We start from the raw sequence: 19,430 nt of genomic DNA, 5'->3' as shown, positions 1-19,430 counted from the left end.
CATTGGTCATTTTAGTTAGAATGGCACTCAGAGAAAAATCATTCCATAAGATATGCAATAGTGCAAAATCCCATTATAAATAGTATTCCATATTGATGCACTCTAACATATTTGTATATATTTCGATCTAAATGGAACCTTAAATAGGCAACTAAAATAATTAATAGCTAATAAGGATATTTGTATACATCATACTTGGCATCTAACAAGCTAAACATGGCGCAAGTAATCGTTCCAAATATAAAGCAGGTTGTTATAACCAGCTTTAATATCGTACTTGATGAAGGTTGTTTTGAGTTCATATACTATGAAATTCCTCTATATCACAAAAATAGCCATACATACTCGTCAGAAAGAACAAGAATAGATATATTGCGGCGGTTGCTCATGCTTATCTTGGGACAATAATAATTCAAATAAGCAAAATTTTAAATCATTCTTTCCCGAATAGAAGCTCCAAATTTATTGTCTCATCCTATAAATAGTTTTTTATTTAACGTTCTTTCGATATCAATTTTTTATTTTTAGCAGAATGATGCCGCTCAATAAGATCGATATCGTTGTACCTATCAGTAGTAGCGCTTGAACTGTGGCCTGCGTCATCACGCACGTGCGCAACGGGTCGCCCGCGTATATTGATATCATCGGAAATACCCGTATGTCGCAGCCAATGTACTGTTGCAGATTCCAAACTATCTGCTTCCTCTGCAAATCCCGTGTTTCTTAAATGATCTATGGTTTTATCAAAACATTCCTGAATGAGACTACGAATATGTCTTGAACTCGTTATACCTCCGTTGCCTTTTTCTTTTGGTAAGAGAGGAGTTTGATCATTGATTGATGGAAGGGGAGTTAACTGCATGCTTGTACGATATCGTTGAAGTGCAGAAAGCATGTCATCGGACACCGCAATATCACGCATTTTGTTACCTTTACCTACAGTTTTAAACCACCAAAAACCTTGGCTGTCTTTGAAAAAATGCCTCATTTCTGGAGTCCAGCGCTCACTCGCGCATAATTCTGATACGCGAAGATATAATAAATACAGTGCAGAAATAATAAATAAGGTGCGTTCATGTTTGCCTGGCATGCTATCTGCCATTTCTTTAACAGTCGCAAGGCATGTTTGCCATTGCTTTTCACTTAACCGCATCACTTGCGCCTGATGCTGGTATTTTTGGATGTATTTACTTTTTTGTTTAATCAATGCAATAGGGTTAAGTGATACTTTTTCTTCTAACGCCAAATAATTATAAAAACTAGTGAGTATCGTAAAAATCTCACGGATGGCTTTTTGAGATAATTGATAATTCTGTTTCTCTGGTTTTAACCCATTTTTATGAGAAGATTTGCTTATTGTAACAACGAAAGGACGCCATTCAGGGTTTGGGATTCGTTCATCATTGCATGTAATAAAACGGGAGATTTTTTTAAACCCAATCCATGATTTAGGAGGATCAAGACAAAATTGAACGTAATTTTCAATGTCTTGACGTTTTAAATCCAGCAAGGATTTTTGCTCTATCAGCCAAGCCCATTGAATTAATCGCTCTACTTCACGGCGATACGATTCAAAGGTAGTATTATTGTTTTCATATTGTTTTAAATAATCCAGGCAAAGCCCCAGATCGTAGGGAGCAAACGAGGGAGCGATGTATTTTGTCCAATCTTTTTCTTTAAGATGCTGACAGGTATCAATTAATGGTGTTGGGATGGGTAATGTTATTTTTGACATAATCCACCAAAATTTTTTTCAGAATCATTAAGAGGAGTATCACTTCGTGTCATTAATTGAGGTTGCAATGCATTGGCGCCTTCTTGTTCATAGGCTTGTGATTTAATTTGCAGTTCAATACCATCTTGGCCGCATAGATCATTCGCAGCCCTTTGCAAATAAAACATTCTGGCTTCATAAGATTTAACGTTATGAATAATGATCATATTGATATTCCAAAGAACATTTTTTGCAAGCTCTAATAATTCAGGATAATTACAATATTCATAGTAAAACTGTCTCATATGGCGTAAATTTTGTTCCGAATAACTATGTTCATTAGCAAATGCTTTACATAGATCGCGTGACAGATCAGCCAACACAGGGTAACTCCATTGATATTCTTCTGTAACACGAGCAAGAAACTCTCCCACAATCCAGTGAAATTCAATAGTGGCACAATTCGTACTTTGAACAAGCTGCTGTTCGACTGCCAGTATGGTTTGTTCTGCTTTTTGTAAAATTTTTTGATAATGTACTTGTTCAATTTCGTTGGTCATGCCATTGATCTTCCCATCATAGGACATACAGCTCACAGCTGTGAGCAAAGGTTTTATTTATCTATAATACTGAATTTTTAGCGGCTTTCCAATAACACCAATAGTATAAACTATTGGTGTTATTGATTGAATATGCTCGCGCAATCAGATTGTCCAACCCAATATTTTAAGTTTTGCACCCCTCTATTCTGTATTCTGAAATAATAAAAATAATTATTTTCGCCAAAAACTAATGCAAGCAACCAGATATTAATAAATCACATTATGGCTTGTTTATTAATGCCAATATCCCATCATTTAATTCTTGAATTACTCCCCAAGTCTCAATTAACTTTGAAGCGGATAATTATTTACACAAATGAATACCTTGTCCTACCACATGGGCATAAAATCAGTAACATTTTTCCTTCCGACCTCTTTGCACATCATGGGTGTTAATGTATTTTGCATCCTAAGGTATAATGGATGAATTTTATTAAGGGCGAACAACATATGTCTGAAGATTTATTCGTTACCGCATGGAAAAAAGGAATTAAAATAGTAGGCGTTGAATTTTTTAATATACAAGCATCATCCATTGATGCGGCGCAGAAAAAATGGCAGTTAGAACCTAACTATACTTTTATACAGAACGCTATGGGTGGGTATAGCCATGGAAAACAAGTTTTATTAGCGATGATGTACTCATTTTTTGATCCAGAAGACGGCCAAAAATTTCTTGAAAAAACCCAAACGCCCAATTTTGTACAAGCCCTATCAATTTTGAATCAGGAATCACGGCAAATTATTTCTGAATTATGGTTGTATCACACTGGGTGGTGAATATAGGTGAATAATTAATAACCTCAATTCATTTGATACAAAGTATCAATTAATATAAAATGATACTTTGTATCAATTAGCCCTGTAAATAAAAATGCTTCTTAAAAAGAAAAAATCCTATAATCATCTATTAATTGAATTAAAGCAAAAAGAAAACATTACTGCTGAAAAACTTGCCGAACTAGCCAATGTAAGTGTTGCGACACTCAATTCATGGCTTGCAAATCCAAATACAAAAAAATGGAGGCGATTAGATAAGGAGCGCTATTACTATATAAAAGCTAAGTTATATTTCAGTTCACAAAATAGCTTTGATAAAAAAGATAATATCAGAGCTTTTCTACATCATATTGAGATGGTTTTAAACATAGCCCATAAGAGCGCCGTTACAGGCAAATCAATTCCAAAGGAAGAGTTGAAATTTATAAAACAGGCTAAAGAAATGAACCAATTAATAGTAAGCTCAATATTCGATTTAATACCCCCTGATGAGGAAGAAAAAAATCTTATTAAATCTCTTATGGAAGAACATGATTCAGAACACATTTCTGCAGAAGAAGAGTTTTATCTTGAATTCCTTGCTTCCATTAATAAAAAAGAAGTATTGCAATTACATTACCAAGAAAAACAATCTCCTTTTATAATCGCCAAAACATTAAAATTTCCCATGCGATTGATAGAGCGGCTCATCCGTGAAGATGAAGAAGAAAATATTAAAACCCTAGAGCTAAAAATAACCCAAGCAATTTCTTAATTTGAAAATGATGTCTGTATTTAATTATTTTACCAACCTTAAGTTGGAAGGTCCAAAAATATCAGCCAGTCTTCTTGAGGTTGCTGCATCAAAAATAATTCCATATAAATCATCAAAAAAATAATCTTTTCGGGGAATTTTTAGTCGATTAATAGTGATAATAGCTTTAAACATGCGCTCATCATAAGGCTTAAGTGGGCTGGATGATGATTTATACCCCAATTTTTCTGCCACACCCTCTATAGACATGGGATCTTTTCTCATGAGCCCAAGATAACATTTAGTGCTGTAGTAAGAAATAATGAAGCCTATAAATAGGTAAGAATAATAAATGGCTTCTTGTTTTCCCACATCACGAATCAATAATGGTGCACACAGGCTCAGATTAATAATTGATAGGACCGCAAAAATAGGATTGAAGATGCAATGCCCCACTGTTTTAAGAAACGCTTCAAATCGGCTAATGGGTGTGAGGCAAAATGAATTCTCTTTAGTAGCTACAATGTCAGCGTATCTTGGATAATATTCAGCAGGAATAACCAATCGCTTTCCATTTTTTAATTCAAGATTGAACGTATGCATAATCGTTTTATATAGAGTTGGGGTCCATGGTATGAAAAAGTACTAGGACAATTGGTATTTTAATCTTATTCAGTATAATTTAACAGCTGTTGAAACATTTTGGCCTCTTCTAAAACGAGATCCAGATTCGGCAAACCAACGGCTTTTTCAATCGTATCACTCAAAGGAAGCAAGCTATTTATTTGCTCCATTGTCAAATTATAATTTGATACATTTTCACGAAGACAGGCATGGAGTAATTCTTTCAATGTCGTCTCTGTTGGATGTGAATCAAAAATTTTTATAAAAGTATCGCTCTGTATAGTGGATAATGGTTTTATGCCTATTAAAAAAGAAACCAAAAGAAGAAAATCATTTTTCATTAAAGTCACTCCTTGAACTCCTTCCTTGGCATGGAATTTTTATCGTTATCCAACGAAGCTGAGCTATTTTCAGATAAGAGTAAACTGGTAAGATTTGATTCGCAACCTGTATCAATCATAAATTTTGTCCTATTTAAAATAGAATCATTTGTTAACCTGGAAACCCCTCCGTATAGTGTATAAATCTTGTTCCCTACATTTTTTTTCATAAAGCTGCTATCTATTTTAGTCATTATTGCTCCCTGTTAAAGACTCAAATATTTAATGCATTTCATTTACAGTAAGCCTTATTCCCTCTGATTCTTGCAGAACATGAATAACTGAAAATAATGACTGCGCCGTAGGGTTGCCCTTGGCACTAAACATTCTTTGTAAACTTTTACTATTTTTATGAACTCTTTCTGCTAAGGGCTCAAATAAAATAGATGCATTAATATAATCTTTTAATAAAGACTTTGCGACATCAAGCTCATCTGCTAATAAAGAATTAACAGCCTCGATTAATAGAGCCTTTCTAAATTCGGAGTCTTTTTGGGCTCTGTCTCGGATGGTACTTTTAAATTCTCTTGTTAAGGCCATAATACTACCCTTATCTTTTAGCAAATGGATCAATAACATCTTTATTATATAAGATGCTATTTTTCTCATAAATAGTAACCTATATGTTACTTATTATCAATTTTAGGGTCGCAACATTTAAAATGGTTTCGAGTGTTGAGAATTAATATCGTCTTTTCTGCACGTTTATTAAAATCTAAATTGTTCTGGGATAAAAACACGACTCATTTTATAATATAAGCATTAGATTATGGCTCAGGATTAGTAATGAATATCAGTCAATTAAACGTAGAAGAACAAATAATAACCATCAGAAATACCCAAGTTATTCTCGACTCAGACATCGCTACGTTATATGGAGTAGAGACACGGGATATTAATAAAGCCGTCAAAAACAACCCAGATAAATTTCCTGAAAACTATATTATTCAATTAGATAAACTTGAAAAAGATGAACTGGTGGAAAATTTCCACCGGTTCAGTGGGCTAAAGCATTCAACAGTAAACCCCAAGGCCTTCTCTGAAAAAGGCTTATATATGCTCGCCACTATATTAAAAAGCCCAAAGGCAACCGAAACCACTTTAGCCATTATTGAAACATTTACCAAAGTAAGAGAAATATCGCGCACCATTAAAGCAATACCTCAAACACCTCAAAACTCACCTCAATATCAAGAGCTTATGCAAAAAACAGGTGATTTAATTTCAGATCTAGTGGTTCCTGATGATTTGGACACAACGGAAACAGAGGCGAGTATCGAAGTTAACCTTGCCCTTGTAAAATTCAAATATTCTGTTAGAAAAAAACCAAAATGAATAGGCACATTTCCTCAAAACCATTCAATCCACCTATAGGCGCTTTATGTTTGAATTCGAAATTATAGCTACTAGTTATACCGTTGTAGTGGCAACCACCACTGCCATGATCTGCAAATGCAGTAACCGCAAACATATCAAAAAAATAAATAATGAACTCAACGCGTTAAGAAAAATGGTGATGGATAACGAATCAGAAATAAAACGACTAAAAGCTTGAAAAAATCCCTCTTCTAAAGATGTTACTTATCATCAGGTTTAGAAGACCTTGCAGATAACTCCTTCAGGCTTTCTCTTAAAGAGTCTAAAATAACAGCTCCTTGCTGAAGATCACCTTTTCTATAAAGAGCTTCGATCTGATATGTCCGGTCTATTAACCCAAGTAATTCACATTTATTGGCCAAAACCTTCACATCCATTTGTACTGAAGAATTCATATCATTATCTCTCTAAGTTAGGTGAGTATTTTTTTATTAAAAAACTGTTTGTGCAATTAATACGCTATTAATTACAGGTACTGTATTTCCCAAGTAGGGTAGTATAGAGATGAGCTTTTCTGACCTTCCAGACGTATTTTTAAATGAGCACCCCTGGAGCCAGTAATTATCCCTGGCACTCCATTAGCAACAACCTTTTGTCCTCTTTTTGCAGGTACTTTATAGTACATGCGAATATATTCCATGCTCATAAAAACATTTCCAAATTATTTCTTATTATAAAGACGCGGCTTCTTCACGCTTAAGGTATTCCAATATTTTTTCTTCATTTAAATTTTTATAAACTTGCTTGATCAATTGCAAGGCTGTAGTTAAAGCCTCTTTTCTGCTTGAATAGAAATTAGGTTCTAAATAAGGAATACATTTTGGTTTTGAAACGCCTAAAAACGAATCAAAAGCATGGCCGTAGTCTACCTCAATAAACCAAAGGCCATCAGAGCATTCAGCCAGAACAAGACCCGAATCTGGGTATTCACCCGTAACCCAACTCACTAAATCATCTAAATGCTCGTGGCTGATAGTACTATATCTTGTATGGATATTTATTTCAGTCATCCTTGTCCTTTAAGTTATTTCCCAAAAGCCTCCTGAGCAATTTTCTTTGATATCTCATCATGGCTTAATGTGACATCATCAAAATTACTAGCTAGCATTAAAGACACTTTTTTATTCTTTGATAAAATTAGCTTTTTACACGGCTGTATAAATTCTGGTAGATATTCAATAGACTTTACACATGACAGGGTGTTTTTTACAGATAATGAAGACATTAGACGAAATGATACATTAATACCATTAATTTTACATTGCAACTCATTAGCTACTGCATTCACTACTGTATGACCAACTATAAAAATGGAGCCCTTAATAGAGCATTGCTTTAGTTGACTGAGTTGCTCATTTTGCAGATTCACTAAATTAACTTTTAAGAATTGCGGCACATTTATTAGCTCATAATCTTGCTCAAATGAAGCAGACAGGTTGCCATTTCTTATAATTGGCAGGATTCTCTTGTTAAAAGAAGACATTACTACACACTTTTCATGTATTTCTTTTGATAAATGAATCAAATCAATCATTAAATCGTGAGAGATTGGCTTGGTATCATAATTTTTCAACAATACTTGCTCACCATCCTTTATTTTCTTTGCCAAAGCACACGATGAATCATTAGGATAGATATTAGAGGTCAACATAATCTTTACTAATTCTATCTTGGCAGAAATATCAATTAACTCATTAAGCTCCGTGAATTTATTTTTAGAGTATACGCCTGTTGAAAACAGAACTAATGATATCAAAGTTAGTGCATATAATTTAAAAGATGGTTTGTTCATCATTTATTCACTTTAAATATGGGGTTTACTTAATTTTCATTTGCAATTTTTTTTTGAGCCCTCTCACAAATTTCAGCATCAAAATACTTATTAGAATTTAGATTTTCCCAGGCTTCAGATAAGGAAATATAATGATCAGCAGCATGTTTTTCTGAATCCAGATGAATTTGGTAACAACACCAGCTCAACAAAATGAGCAATAAAATATTTTCTTTTAGAATAGATAGCATATTGCTTTACTCTCTCATTTAATAAATGCGCTTCTTACTCGGAATACTATTTTATTTTCAATACCAAGCTCATTACTCTTGGCCAATTTTCTTTTGATTTTTATCGCCCTCGACTATATTTGTAATGAATTCTTTTAATGAATCAATCGACTGGTCCACTTCACGTACATTTCTATTGGTAGGCTGAATCTGAACCGCCAATGGCTTAAACTTCAACCAAAATTCATCTAATAGGGACCAATTTCTTTTTTCTTCGTTCATTTTTATCCTTCAAGGTGATCAAGAACTGGTATTAACCAATTAAACCTAAATCATCCAGTGAATGTGATTCACTTTCCCCAAGCCATTTACTTACACCACCTTTGTAGAAAAAATCTAAAAAAGGAGCAACCATATCATTATACCACTCCGAGCTCTTGGCCGCTCGTTGTTGTTCAGTTCCTATAGTGATTTGCAAATGAAAGATAGTTGTAGGCAAACCACTCTGGCAGTGGGCATAAATTAAGCGAGTAAAATCCTCTTTCATAGTTGAATCATTGTAAATAACATCAGCAATAGGGCAAATAGATTCTGCATTTAATCGTTTTTTGAAGTAATAAATTGGGTCCAGCTTTAAATTACACTCCCCTAAAAACATGTTACATATCCTTCCAAATAGTTGTTTTGCAATAATCACCATTATAAACAATAACAAAGAGCCAAAACAAAAATATTCATACAATGAATCAAAATCAAAGAGGTCTTGAAAGGTACATTATAAGACCACTTCAGTGTTTATAAGGGTTATCGGAGCAGCCCCTCTTGACGTCTTCGTATTTAGGTCTTAAAATCGATTAATTTATGATATTTTAAGACCCAAAAGGAAAAGATGGCGAAAGAAGGCAAGGCGCGGGTGCTTACCGAGGGTGAATTCAAACGATTGCTCATTATGGCCAAAGACAGTCCATTTGCGCTGCGTAACGTCGCCATCATTTATTGCTCTTTTGGATTGGGGCTGCGCGTCAAGGAAATTGCCGCTCTTAAAATCAGTGATGTATGCGATCACCATCTTAAAGTCATGGATGAAATTAATTTGTTACGCTCAATGACCAAGGGAGAAAAACAACGTCATGTTTATGTGACGAATAAAAAAGTGGCCGGCGCTTTGCAAGACCATGTGGATGAGTTACAAATGCAAGAAAAAGAAGCCTTCAATAAAAAAGGGTACCTTTTTAAAACCCAGCGTGGTAATCGCTTTCAACCTGACGTGTTACAAAAATGGTTTCGCAAGCTTTATGATAAAACAGGATTGGTTGGCGCCAGCTCACATTCCGGTCGACGCACCTTCATTACGCGTTTGATTGAACAAGGGGCCGACATTAAAGCGGTGTCTCGCCTTGCGGGTCATGCCAATATTTCCACGACCTCAGAATACGTGGAAGATAATCCAACCCGCTTAAAACGCATTGCAAGCCTTGGTTCTTTTTAATGCAGATGCCTTGGTTCACTGCCCTGCCCTTTGTGCATCTGATTCATTTTTACCCTATTGAAGCTTATCATGATGCCCGTTTTGAAAAAGACACCCGCTATTATGTGATTCGTTTAAGCAAAGATTTATTAGAAGACTGGGTGATTACCTTAATCAATGGCCGCATTAAATCAAAACTCGGACAAAGCCGCACTCTGTCCTTTGCCAATTTTAACGAAGCTTTTGAGCACTTTTGCCTGCTGACCAAAGTACGCCACCAACGCGGTTATCAGCTTAAAACATTTGTCTGCGATAATGCCTTGCTGTTGTACCTGTTGCCTTTTTCAGTAATTACCGAGAACAACAAGAAGAAGTTAGCAGATGCCAAAACGGTTAAAAATGAAAATCGGCGCACGATGCAAAGTCTTGCTTTATTGAAAATCAGCAGTTCATCCCAGGCAACTTATCAGCAGATGGGCTTTTCTTTTTAATCACAACAACCAAGCCATGCTTTCCAATAAAGCTCTATTTTATGGCTATAATTTTTCCTAAAAGAATGAGATATAGGCAGCACCTTATTTAATGCCTATTTTAAGTGATTTTAGCAACGATTGATTTCAGACAAACTTTATCATTAATCGGCTGTTAATAATCGAATACAAGAGGAATTTAAAGGTCGATTTTTTTTATTTTTATCCCGAAAGAATAAAAGCTAGGTTATTATTTGTAAAATGAATCGAGACCCAGTTATTTTCTGATAGTCCTCGCTTTGTTTATTAGGGGTTAATTCCATATAGCGCTGGTTTATCAGCATCAAGGCTTATAACCCTTATTCAGCAAGGCTTATAAAGCGAACATTGATGGTTTCATCCTCTAACAGTAATTTCGCAACCAATTGAATATCAATAAATTTTTCTGATTTGCGAAATGTAAATGTCCCAAGCATATTAAAATGTTGCCAACAGGAGGTAACCCTTTTATTAGTCGAGTGAAATTGGTAAGTGTCCATTGGTATGGTTTCACTGAGCTAATCCACAGCGCGGACATGTCAGATTTCGCAGGTGGCGTATTATGTGAATAATCAACCTCTCAATTATTATTAATCGATTATTCAATCCAACGATCTGTCATACCCCATATTTTTTTTAAATTTAAGTAATCGCAAGCCATTAGCAACAACAATAAGACTAGCCCCCATGTCTGCAAATACGGCCATCCATAAAGTCGCTAAACCAACCAATGCCATAATAAAAAAAACAAATTTGATTGCAAGTGATAAACTAATATTTTGCCGCAGCACTTGTGCTGTTTTGCGGCTTAAATCAATAAATAAAGGCAGCATCGCTAAATCATCATTCATAAGAGCCACATCAGCGGTTTCCAAGGCGGTACCAGTTCCCTTGCCCATAGCAAAGCTAATGGTGGCTTTTGCTAGAGCCGGCGCATCATTGATTCCATCTCCTACCATACCAACAGTATGGTAACGGGCCAGTAATGCATTCATCGCATTAAGTTTCTCTGTAGGCAAGACATTAGCATTGACATCATCAATACCCACTTCATTGGCAATGGCTGCCGCGGTAACTGCATTATCTCCAGTCAACATTACTGTTTTGATACCCCGTTGATGCAACGATAGAATAGCTAATTGGCTGGTCGGGCGAAGCGTATCAGCTACGGCAAAAATGGCTAACACCGCTTTAGTAGTACTTAAAATAACAGTTGTCTTTCCTTCTTTCTCTAACTGTTCCAATTGTTTTTCGATATCAAAATTACAAACCCTATTATCTTCTGCTAGTTGATGGTTCCCTACATAATATAGTTCGTTATTAATAATCCCCATAACCCCACGACCAGGAAGGGCTTCAAATTTACTTACAGTTGCTAAAGTAGTCATAGGTTGTTCCTGGTGCCAGTATTCAAGCAATGCATGGGCAACGGGATGTTCAGAATGACTGTCGAGACTTGCGGCTAAGAGCAATAAATCGCTTCTTTTATGTGTGTTTTGATAGTCTATAAAATCGGTGACTACAGGTTTTCCTTCTGTAAGGGTTCCTGTTTTATCCAGAGCAATGAGCTTTAATTGATAACCCATTTCCAAATAACTTCCTCCTTTTATAAGAAGACCGTGATGTGCTGCCGCAGACAATCCACTGACTACCGTAACCGGGGTTGATATAACCAGCGCGCAGGGGCAAGCAATCACGAGTAAAGTAAGGGCTTTATAGATCCATTCGTAAAATGGATACCCCAATAGAAGTGGCGGAATTAACGCAACTGCCACAGCGATTAATACCATAATAGGCGTATAATACTTGGCAAATTGATCAACAAATCGTTGGGTTGGCGCGCGCTCAGCTTGCGCTTGCTCTATTGCTTTACCAATTTTAGCTAATAGAGTATCACCGGATTCTTTGCTTACGTTTACTTCAAGCGAACCACGCTCATTGAGTGTTCCAGCAAAAACACTGTCGCCAACTTGTTTACTTATGGGCATGGACTCACCCGTTATGGGCGCCTGATTAACACTACTTTGTCCAGAGATAACAATACCATCTAATGGAATGCGTTCACCAGGTTTAACACGGATAATGGTACCGGGTTTTATGCCCTCAACAGGTAATTTTTGCCATGTGCCCGCTGCTGTTTTAACAGTTGCTTCATCTGGTGCAATTTGCAATAAGCTTCGAATGGCTAATCGCGCTTTGTCTAATGAATAGCGCTCAATTCGTTCTGCCAATGCAAAAAGAACGGTCACCATCGCTGCTTCCGGCCATTCGCCAATGAGTATTGCCCCTGTAATTGCAATGAACATTAAGCTGTTAATGTTCAGAGTTTTAGAACGTAAAGCAAACAAGCCTTTCTTAAATACTGTTGGTCCACTGATTACTATCGCTGCTAAAGCCATTACCCCAACCCAAAGGGATTGCTCTGTTTGGTATAAATAAGCCATTCCCTCGGAGATAAGGGCCAACATCCCTGCTGTCGTAATCCATAGCCAGGAATTATCATATCCTGTTTTTGCAGCGCTGCTGTTACTAACACTGCTTTTGATACTGACACGCATTCCTAATGTTTCTATTTGTGCTTTAAGTGACTCAATGCTATCCAGAGAATGATAAATAGTGACTTCTTCACCAATGAAATTGAAATCCATTTTTTCAATTTCAGGAATGGCTTGGAGTTGACGGCGTATCATTTGTTCTTCGGTTGGACAATCAAGCCCAGCAACTAAAAACGTGGTTACGTTTGTAGGTTTTGTCATAACACGTTCCTTTATAATTTCTATATATCTATTAATGCTAAAAGATTAATTCTTTAACTGGTGAGTTTGATTAAATAAAAACATATTGTTGATTTAGGTTTCATTTATTTTTTGCAGTCAAATAAACCACTTGAAGCGACTTGATGAATCAAAGAATAAGCCACTTCAGAAGATACTACCATTCATCATAAAACATACTATATCGATGCAGTTATCATTTGTTAAACACTGGATTTTCATTACGTCGTTAGCCCTATTACAAGAAGTCATCTTTAATATAGATCCGTATTTACAGAGAGCTCAGTACTCGTTCAAGTCGACTTCTTACTTCGCTGGCAACCTTATTGATTTCAGGATTACCGACTAATTCTAATACTGCTTGTGGATCCATAAATTCAACAAATACATTGGCTGAATTATCCTGTCGTACAACTACATTACAGGGTAGCAGCAATCCAATAGACGGCTCCTTCTCTAATGCATGATGGGCGAATTGTGGATTACATGCACCTAGAATCTGATAGGGGGGCATATCTTGATCTAACTTTTTTTTCAGAGTTTCCGACACATCTATTTTTGTAAGAACTCCAAACCCTTCTTTTTGTAATTCCATTGTAACTTTCTCAATTGCAAGCTCAAAGGAGTACGATACTTTTTTTCCAAATCCATATTTGATGTGTTTCATTTTATCCCCTAGCTTTCGTTACCAAGTAACTTTAGTTATTCAATTTCCTATTAAAGAACAGTTCAATATATTTCTTATACAGTTTAGCATATTTTATTTTTTGATTAGATAGATAAGAGTCATCCCCTTTATTAAGAGGCTTGGGGAGCCAACCGACTTAAGTCGGACTACGTTGGATTTTCAAATAAAATAGAGTCCAACAGCAAATACAACATAAAATAGTCCAAAATATGATAACCGAAGACCAGTTAAAGCGCTTTTTCGTAACAGGAGGTATAAACCTAAAATAGATACCATGGTTATGACTGCTCCCCATATTGAAGCATTATCAAGAATCCATGGAGTGAAAAAAATTCCTAACGCACTAGGTACAGTAGCTTGAATCATCATTGCCCCACTGATATTGGCAAGAGCCAGTATTTGTTTTCCCTGGCTAACCCATATTACAGCATTCATAATTTCAGGGAGTTCTGTTGCTATAGGGCTTAAAAGTAAGGCCACCATCTGAGGAGGCAACCCAAGACTGGGGCCAATGATTCCGAGCTGATGAACAAATATATGTGAACTAATAAAAATGACAATTAAGGAAAGTATAGTTTGTAACAATGCCCAGGTTTGTGAGGGATTGTTATCATGGGGTCTTATTTTTAGAGGCTCAATAAAATCCAAATGTTCGGGATCGTCTGTACCTTTCATTTCCTGCCTAACATAAAGTGCATAAGCTACCAGAAATCCTATTCCAAGCCATGGTTTGAATCCAAAAGCAAATAGCCCAATCGCTATTTTACAGATGAATATTTTCATAAACCACATTTGATCATATCCAAGGCGCAGTTCAGTAGTTTTTGATAAAATTCGTTTTTCATTATTGCTTTTTGTAGTAATAAAGGTCCATCCTACAACAGCATAGGCAATAGTTGCCAAAACTAATGGGCCACCAATCGCCGCACCTACACCAATTTCTTTTTGTGCAGGAGTAGTGCCAAAAACCACCGCTACAAAAGTCACTACACTCTCAGGAAGAGCCGTACCAAATGCGGCTAAAATGGTGCCGGTCGCGTTTTTAGTCACGTTAAATTTATGGCCGACCCATTCAATCCCATTAACAAAAAACTCACAGGATAAATAAATAAAAACAGATGAAATGAGTAACAACAGAACTGTAATAATCATTTATATTATCCTAAAATGGTAATTTCCTTAATGAAACTGCTAAATGTAGTTATTGTGCGTCTTTAAACCCAATTGGTACGCATCTAAATTTAAGGTACTTATATAAGGTTGGTTTCGAAATGCCTAATTGCAGAGCTATTTTTTCAGAAGTTAATTCGCCTTGTCGATAAAGTGCTTCAGCTGCACATGCTTTTTCAGTAGCTTGTTTGGTAAGTCCTTGAGGCCGACCACCTGTCCTACCTCTCGCTCGAGCAGAAGACAATCCGGCCATGGTACGTTCTCTAATCAAATCTTTTTCAAATTCAGCTAAGGATGCAAAAAGGTTAAACATCAGTCTGCCTTGTGCTGTTGTTGTATCAATGGGTGTTATTACAGGAACGGGGCAAATGCGACCAAGACCACCTATTTCTGTCATTAATTTAACCATTTCAGACTAAATCTAAAATTTTATCTACTGAAAAATTTTACTAGCTAACACCCAAAAACAAACTAAAACCCTATGCTACATAAGGGATTAGCCACTATAGCCTTCATTGCAATCTAATCGCATAACTTGGTCATATGCGCCTGTCATAAAGAGCCTTAAATATGCCAATGACTATGCCGATTTAAAATTAATTACATCATCCAATGAATAATCAGGGTCGTTAGCACTTAACAAATTACTGAAATCGTAAGTCCCGTGCAAGTTGACATGTCGCCAGGTTAATATCGATGCGCTGAGAATATTTTCAAGCAATAAAGCTCGTTCATCGACATCTGATCTCATAATGATTTTGGTTAATTCAATGTAATTCCACAGAATAATGATATTTTGGATAATTGTTCTGCACATTACTGAAATCTCTTGATCCTCACTGTGCGCCTCCAGTATATTTTGATCTGCAAATGAGATTGCTCCGGAAAATTTATTGGCCAGCTCACCCTTGTTTAGTTGTTTTTCGATTGTCTGCCGTAATTCTACGTCATCAAAATATTTCAGCATAAAAATTGACTTGATGACCCGGCCAAATTCTTTTAATGCCTCTTGTAGTGGGTGTTGATTGGAATACTCACCTAATCGTTTCAGTATCGTCGACGCACGGTGCTCACGAAGTTTTATCGTGGCAATCAGACGCAATATATTGTCCCAATTACGTCTGATCCGGTGTTCGTTGACATAATAAGTTGGTTTAATTGGATAGCCTTTAGTGGTTAACTCGGATTTTATTTTGCTGAAACTAACTAAAATTTGCGCGGAGGGATCTTTTATTCGCGGAGCAAACGTCACACCAATTAAATGGGATACAGCAAAAACCATTTCGGTATAACCATGTGTATCCGTTGAATGTATATTGCTAGCAACCGCATCGTTGTGGAGCAGTCCGTCAATGACGTAAGCCGCATCCCGTTCTGAGCTACTGAATACAGTAGAATAGAATAAAATCCCGCGTTCATCGATAAATCGATAAACACTCGAACCTTTGCCATTACCAAAATATTTGAACGATTCGTTAGCATTTAATGACTCAGCCGACACACATTGTTTTTTCCCATCGCTGGAGGTGTGCAGTAGATGTTTTTCGCGTTTAAATTTTTCAGGCAACCACAGCTTACCCATCAGATCAGTCAGGGACTGGTTTACAGCATGTAAATTTTCTAATGAAAAATACCAATTCACCGTGTTTGACAACGTGTTGTAGTTAATTCCAACTGCGGTGTTAGCCAATTTATGCAAGCCTATATTGCTCGCCAAACCAAACAGACCAGCATAAAAAATTTCGTTATTTGGCGCACCCGCCGCACCCTTAATTTTATGGTGCTTGAAATTAGATGTAAATGTTGTCAACGTATTCATTTCAGCCATCATTTGTAAAATTGGAATATATCTGTCGTTACCAATAATCAGTGAAATGGAATCATAGTCTGGCTTTTCAACTGCGGGTGTATGGACAGAAAAGCTACCGTCCTTCTGAATGGTAATGTATTTGTTCGCGCCATTGAGAATACCCTGATTTACATCTATAAATTGCTTGTCTAAAATACCACGAAATGCGGGCAACATTGCCTCAATGTCGCTAAATTGTTCCAATCCAAGCTTCTCTAACAAGTGCGCTTTATGCTCTTTCCAGTATCTCTCTGAGATCAAATAAGAATCAATTGAAAGGTATCGATAAGAATAAACCAGACTGATTTGGCCGCATTTAATTGCAGCAGCAATTTTGCAAAAAAGTACAGCTTTATAAAGTGACACATTGAATTTTTCATCTCGATGAATCGCGGTGTACTCAAGATCACTTAAAAATGAGTCGGGTGCCGTTGATGTGATTTTTTTCGCTGATTGGTAGTGCTCGATAGCAGAGTAAAGGTCTTCTGCGCCTTTGCACGCTTCAAATTTCAAGTGTTTCACAATATCAGACACGCGATTTTGCAGTTTTCTGGACAAACTACTCAACACATCAAATTCGTCGTTCTGCGTTTTTTCTGCTTCGAGTTGGCGTTTTAGCTTCTCTGAATCTTCGTCTGTTTTGCTCAAGGGCGCATCTTTTTCCTGACTGGGAACGATCTGGTATAGTTTTAAAATTTTGTCATCATTACTCAATGCAGGATCGTGCACAACGACTCGAACGGCATTAACGGTGCCTTGTGAGTCATCAAGCCCAGATAGAATAGAGGCGGTCAGTCGATTTTTTTCTGGCATGCGATCGATTAACATCTTACCGACAATGCGTTCAGCTTTATTTAATTGTTGCTGAACGCTTTTTAACAGCATATCAACCAACGTGTCTTGCCAAATTTTATAGCTGTGGTCAATGAAAGACATTAAGTATAAATGTCGCTTATGGGACTCGGTCATCTCTGCAATCTGTGTGGTTTTAGCCTTGATTACCCACTGTGCGTAATATTTGGTTGCCTCTGTTGATAAAGTCAATTTTTCAATAATAGGGATTATTTCTTCGTGAAGCTTTTTGATGATAAGAAAACTACGTATACCGCTTTTTATTTTGGCAGGCCTCAAGGATTGAGTGATAACTTTTAACCGAGTCAGCAACGATCTATCATAATGATTGTCAGTGGTCATCGTCAGTTGCTCTAATGCTTCTACTTGTGCCGGCGAGATCAGATCTGCCATCGTTTGTATGATATTTTTTTCAAAGTCATGAAATTTATCTGTGATTGTCCTGGTAATCCGGTCATAGCTTGGCAGTTCAATTTTTTTCTGACGCAGTTGCTCAACAAGCACATAAAACATTTTACGTGGGTGCATTTGCTTATCAACCATATCGGCTACTGATTCCTCAAAAAATTGAATAGCACTTCCAAAGTCAACATGTCCGGAAATATCAAGAATTAATAATCGATGCTTTTGGTGCATACGATCAGTGTATTTTTCTAGAAAATCCGTTGGAGGCGCTACACCGAGTATTTTTGATACAAATTTGATATCACTCGATTTAAATGACTTACTTGTGAAAAATTTTCCGCTGGCTTTAAAATAGCCGTACTGAAGCAATAGGCCAATTTGGCTATCGGTTTGCTTGGCATTATCAATGGATTCGCGAAGAGGCTCGTCTACCTTGAAATGATTTTTTCGGTCATCACCATTAAACGTTGGCGGTTGGCTAAAACGCTTGGCCTCTTTGCTGGGCAGTACATCCATCAAACGCATTAATCAAGTTCTCCGATTTTTTCAACAGCGTCGCTTAGATCAGCAAATGACGGTTGACAGTATAATTTTGTTGTATCTAATCGTTCATGCCCAGCCAACATAGCCACTTTTTCCAAACTGATCCCTGCATCAACCAAATTTTTACAAAACGTGTGTCTAAAGTGATGGGGCGAGATAACACCAAGCTCATCAGGAATACGTAGCCGATTTAGCATCAACTGCACACCTCGTGGACTAAGCGCGCCACGTTGACCTTTAAAAACAAAGGCGTCACTGCCAGCATGTATTGTATAATCCAAATTATATAAAGCAAGGCGTACATCCTTATTTAATGGGATCTCACGATACTTGCATCCTTTGCCAGCATTAACCTGCAACCTGCCTTTACGCTCACTCATGGTGATATGCGCCCATTGCATGTCGCACAATTCACTGACACGTAAGCCTGTATTCAACAATATTTTCACAATGGCAGCATCTCTTTTGTTGCCATACTGCTCTACGTGACGAAGTAATTGATTTTGCTGGGAACGGGTTAGCCACTTAGGCATCGACTGTGATTGTTTCACTGTCTTTGGCAGTGGGAATCGATATTTTATTTTCTTTGTTTCCCATCCCCACCCCAAAAAATATTTCAGTGATAACAACCGTCGATTAATAGTTGGCGGCCTGAGATTTGAATCAATCAAATGTTGCTTGTATTGGCGTGCATCAGTTGGCGTAATGTTAATCAATTTCATTTCGACACCATTGATTGATTCAAACCAAATAGCAAATTGGATTAGGTCGCTACGATAACTCGCCAACGTTGCTGGTGATTTATCAGTCGATTTTTGATAAGCGATGTAATTTTCAATATACGTGTTTTTGCTCATTAATAATTATGCGATTAGATTTTAATACGATAATCTACCACAATAAAACCAATTATGCGATGAGTCGAAGGGTAACTAATCGCATAATGATTATTATACGATTA

At 36.7% G+C, this 19,430-nt stretch carries 24 protein-coding genes and 1 pseudogene; 6 read left to right on the top strand and 19 right to left on the bottom strand.

Going from position 1 to position 19,430, the window contains the following annotated elements; all coding sequences use genetic code 11:
* Positions 1 to 493: 493 nt before the first annotated feature.
* Both LFA_RS18325 and LFA_RS18320 read right to left on the bottom strand, forming a co-directional pair.
* Positions 494 to 1,735, bottom strand: coding sequence for a tyrosine-type recombinase/integrase (locus LFA_RS18325; RefSeq protein ID WP_052674078.1), 1,242 nt, complete (start codon positions 1,733 to 1,735; stop codon positions 494 to 496).
* A complete protein-coding gene (locus tag LFA_RS18320; protein WP_172653508.1) occupies positions 1,723 to 2,274 on the bottom strand; it encodes a DUF1016 N-terminal domain-containing protein in 552 nt (183 codons plus the stop codon). Before LFA_RS18320 ends, LFA_RS18325 begins: the two co-directional genes overlap by 13 nt.
* A 465-nt stretch (positions 2,275 to 2,739) precedes the next feature.
* On the opposite strand from LFA_RS18320, the gene LFA_RS18315 reads away from it, so the two are divergent.
* Both LFA_RS18315 and LFA_RS18310 read left to right on the top strand, forming a co-directional pair.
* The gene (locus tag LFA_RS18315) at positions 2,740 to 3,096 is read left to right on the top strand and encodes a hypothetical protein (RefSeq protein WP_045097876.1); all 357 of its coding nucleotides are present in this window, start codon (positions 2,740 to 2,742) and stop codon (positions 3,094 to 3,096) included.
* 94 nt (positions 3,097 to 3,190) lie between these two features.
* On the top strand, positions 3,191 to 3,850 hold the full coding sequence (locus LFA_RS18310; RefSeq protein WP_045097875.1) for a hypothetical protein: 660 nt from the start codon (positions 3,191 to 3,193) through the stop codon (positions 3,848 to 3,850).
* A 24-nt stretch (positions 3,851 to 3,874) separates the two neighbouring features.
* Here LFA_RS18310 and LFA_RS18305 read toward each other — a convergent pair whose 3' ends face one another.
* The 4 genes from LFA_RS18305 to LFA_RS18290 all read right to left on the bottom strand — a co-directional run bounded on the left by LFA_RS18305 (position 3,875) and on the right by LFA_RS18290 (position 5,373).
* Positions 3,875 to 4,432: a hypothetical protein gene (locus LFA_RS18305; protein WP_045097874.1), complete on the bottom strand. Its 558-nt coding sequence runs from the start codon at positions 4,430 to 4,432 to the stop codon at positions 3,875 to 3,877.
* Positions 4,433 to 4,497: 65 nt separating this feature from the next.
* A complete protein-coding gene (locus LFA_RS18300) occupies positions 4,498 to 4,794 on the bottom strand; it encodes a hypothetical protein (RefSeq protein WP_045097873.1) in 297 nt (98 codons plus the stop codon).
* A gap of 5 nt (positions 4,795 to 4,799) precedes the next feature.
* Entirely contained in the window at positions 4,800 to 5,027 is a 228-nt protein-coding gene (locus LFA_RS18295; RefSeq protein ID WP_045097872.1) for a hypothetical protein, read from the bottom strand.
* 28 nt (positions 5,028 to 5,055) lie between these two features.
* The gene (locus LFA_RS18290; RefSeq protein WP_045097958.1) at positions 5,056 to 5,373 is read right to left on the bottom strand and encodes a hypothetical protein; all 318 of its coding nucleotides are present in this window, start codon (positions 5,371 to 5,373) and stop codon (positions 5,056 to 5,058) included.
* A 246-nt stretch (positions 5,374 to 5,619) separates the two neighbouring features.
* Here LFA_RS18290 and LFA_RS18285 point away from each other — a divergent pair, with 246 nt between their 5' ends.
* Both LFA_RS18285 and LFA_RS19990 read left to right on the top strand, forming a co-directional pair.
* A complete protein-coding gene (locus LFA_RS18285) occupies positions 5,620 to 6,168 on the top strand; it encodes an ORF6N domain-containing protein (RefSeq protein WP_045097871.1) in 549 nt (182 codons plus the stop codon).
* A 46-nt stretch (positions 6,169 to 6,214) separates the two neighbouring features.
* Positions 6,215 to 6,388, top strand: a complete 174-nt coding sequence (locus LFA_RS19990; RefSeq protein ID WP_157010462.1) for a hypothetical protein — start codon at positions 6,215 to 6,217, stop codon at positions 6,386 to 6,388.
* Between the two features lie 22 nt (positions 6,389 to 6,410).
* Here LFA_RS19990 and LFA_RS18280 read toward each other — a convergent pair whose 3' ends face one another.
* From LFA_RS18280 to LFA_RS18250, 7 genes are all read right to left on the bottom strand, one after another.
* Positions 6,411 to 6,605, bottom strand: a complete 195-nt coding sequence (locus tag LFA_RS18280) for a hypothetical protein (RefSeq protein WP_045097870.1) — start codon at positions 6,603 to 6,605, stop codon at positions 6,411 to 6,413.
* Between the two features lie 71 nt (positions 6,606 to 6,676).
* A complete protein-coding gene (locus tag LFA_RS18275; protein WP_045097869.1) occupies positions 6,677 to 6,856 on the bottom strand; it encodes a hypothetical protein in 180 nt (59 codons plus the stop codon).
* A gap of 25 nt (positions 6,857 to 6,881) precedes the next feature.
* A complete protein-coding gene (locus LFA_RS18270) occupies positions 6,882 to 7,220 on the bottom strand; it encodes a cupredoxin domain-containing protein (RefSeq protein WP_045097868.1) in 339 nt (112 codons plus the stop codon).
* 14 nt (positions 7,221 to 7,234) lie between these two features.
* The gene (locus LFA_RS18265) at positions 7,235 to 8,005 is read right to left on the bottom strand and encodes a hypothetical protein (RefSeq protein ID WP_045097867.1); all 771 of its coding nucleotides are present in this window, start codon (positions 8,003 to 8,005) and stop codon (positions 7,235 to 7,237) included.
* Between the two features lie 26 nt (positions 8,006 to 8,031).
* Positions 8,032 to 8,232, bottom strand: a complete 201-nt coding sequence (locus LFA_RS18260) for a hypothetical protein (RefSeq protein WP_045097866.1) — start codon at positions 8,230 to 8,232, stop codon at positions 8,032 to 8,034.
* A 72-nt stretch (positions 8,233 to 8,304) separates the two neighbouring features.
* Positions 8,305 to 8,493 (bottom strand): hypothetical protein, encoded by a 189-nt coding sequence (locus LFA_RS18255; protein ID WP_045097865.1) that lies wholly within the window; start codon positions 8,491 to 8,493, stop codon positions 8,305 to 8,307.
* Positions 8,494 to 8,524: 31 nt separating this feature from the next.
* Positions 8,525 to 8,869, bottom strand: coding sequence for a hypothetical protein (locus LFA_RS18250; RefSeq protein WP_045097864.1), 345 nt, complete (start codon positions 8,867 to 8,869; stop codon positions 8,525 to 8,527).
* A 231-nt stretch (positions 8,870 to 9,100) separates the two neighbouring features.
* Between LFA_RS18250 and LFA_RS18245 the strand changes: the two genes are divergently transcribed.
* Positions 9,101 to 9,700, top strand: coding sequence for a tyrosine-type recombinase/integrase (locus LFA_RS18245; protein WP_045097863.1), 600 nt, complete (start codon positions 9,101 to 9,103; stop codon positions 9,698 to 9,700).
* Positions 9,700 to 10,170: a WGR domain-containing protein gene (locus LFA_RS18240; protein ID WP_052674077.1), complete on the top strand. Its 471-nt coding sequence runs from the start codon at positions 9,700 to 9,702 to the stop codon at positions 10,168 to 10,170. The genes LFA_RS18245 and LFA_RS18240 overlap by 1 nt, the downstream gene beginning before the upstream one ends.
* A 620-nt stretch (positions 10,171 to 10,790) precedes the next feature.
* Here LFA_RS18240 and LFA_RS18230 read toward each other — a convergent pair.
* The 6 genes and pseudogenes from LFA_RS18230 to LFA_RS18205 all read right to left on the bottom strand — a co-directional run bounded on the left by LFA_RS18230 (position 10,791) and on the right by LFA_RS18205 (position 19,326).
* The gene (locus LFA_RS18230) at positions 10,791 to 12,944 is read right to left on the bottom strand and encodes a heavy metal translocating P-type ATPase (protein WP_045097861.1); all 2,154 of its coding nucleotides are present in this window, start codon (positions 12,942 to 12,944) and stop codon (positions 10,791 to 10,793) included.
* Between the two features lie 289 nt (positions 12,945 to 13,233).
* Positions 13,234 to 13,629, bottom strand: coding sequence for a DUF302 domain-containing protein (locus LFA_RS18225; protein ID WP_045097860.1), 396 nt, complete (start codon positions 13,627 to 13,629; stop codon positions 13,234 to 13,236).
* Positions 13,630 to 13,809: 180 nt separating this feature from the next.
* Positions 13,810 to 14,802, bottom strand: coding sequence for a sodium:calcium antiporter (locus LFA_RS18220; RefSeq protein WP_045097859.1), 993 nt, complete (start codon positions 14,800 to 14,802; stop codon positions 13,810 to 13,812).
* 67 nt (positions 14,803 to 14,869) lie between these two features.
* Positions 14,870 to 15,217, bottom strand: a pseudogene (locus LFA_RS18215) (recombinase family protein); the annotation flags it as partial.
* 183 nt (positions 15,218 to 15,400) lie between these two features.
* Positions 15,401 to 18,451, bottom strand: coding sequence for a Tn3 family transposase (locus LFA_RS19125; protein ID WP_052674069.1), 3,051 nt, complete (start codon positions 18,449 to 18,451; stop codon positions 15,401 to 15,403).
* Positions 18,451 to 19,326, bottom strand: coding sequence for a tyrosine-type recombinase/integrase (locus tag LFA_RS18205; protein ID WP_045097791.1), 876 nt, complete (start codon positions 19,324 to 19,326; stop codon positions 18,451 to 18,453). Before LFA_RS18205 ends, LFA_RS19125 begins: the two co-directional genes overlap by 1 nt.
* Positions 19,327 to 19,430 lie beyond the last annotated feature (104 nt).

The sequence above is a fragment of the Legionella fallonii LLAP-10 genome (assembly GCF_000953135.1).
Taxonomy (GTDB): domain Bacteria; phylum Pseudomonadota; class Gammaproteobacteria; order Legionellales; family Legionellaceae; genus Legionella; species Legionella fallonii.
This window is presented reverse-complemented; position numbering and strand designations above follow the sequence as displayed.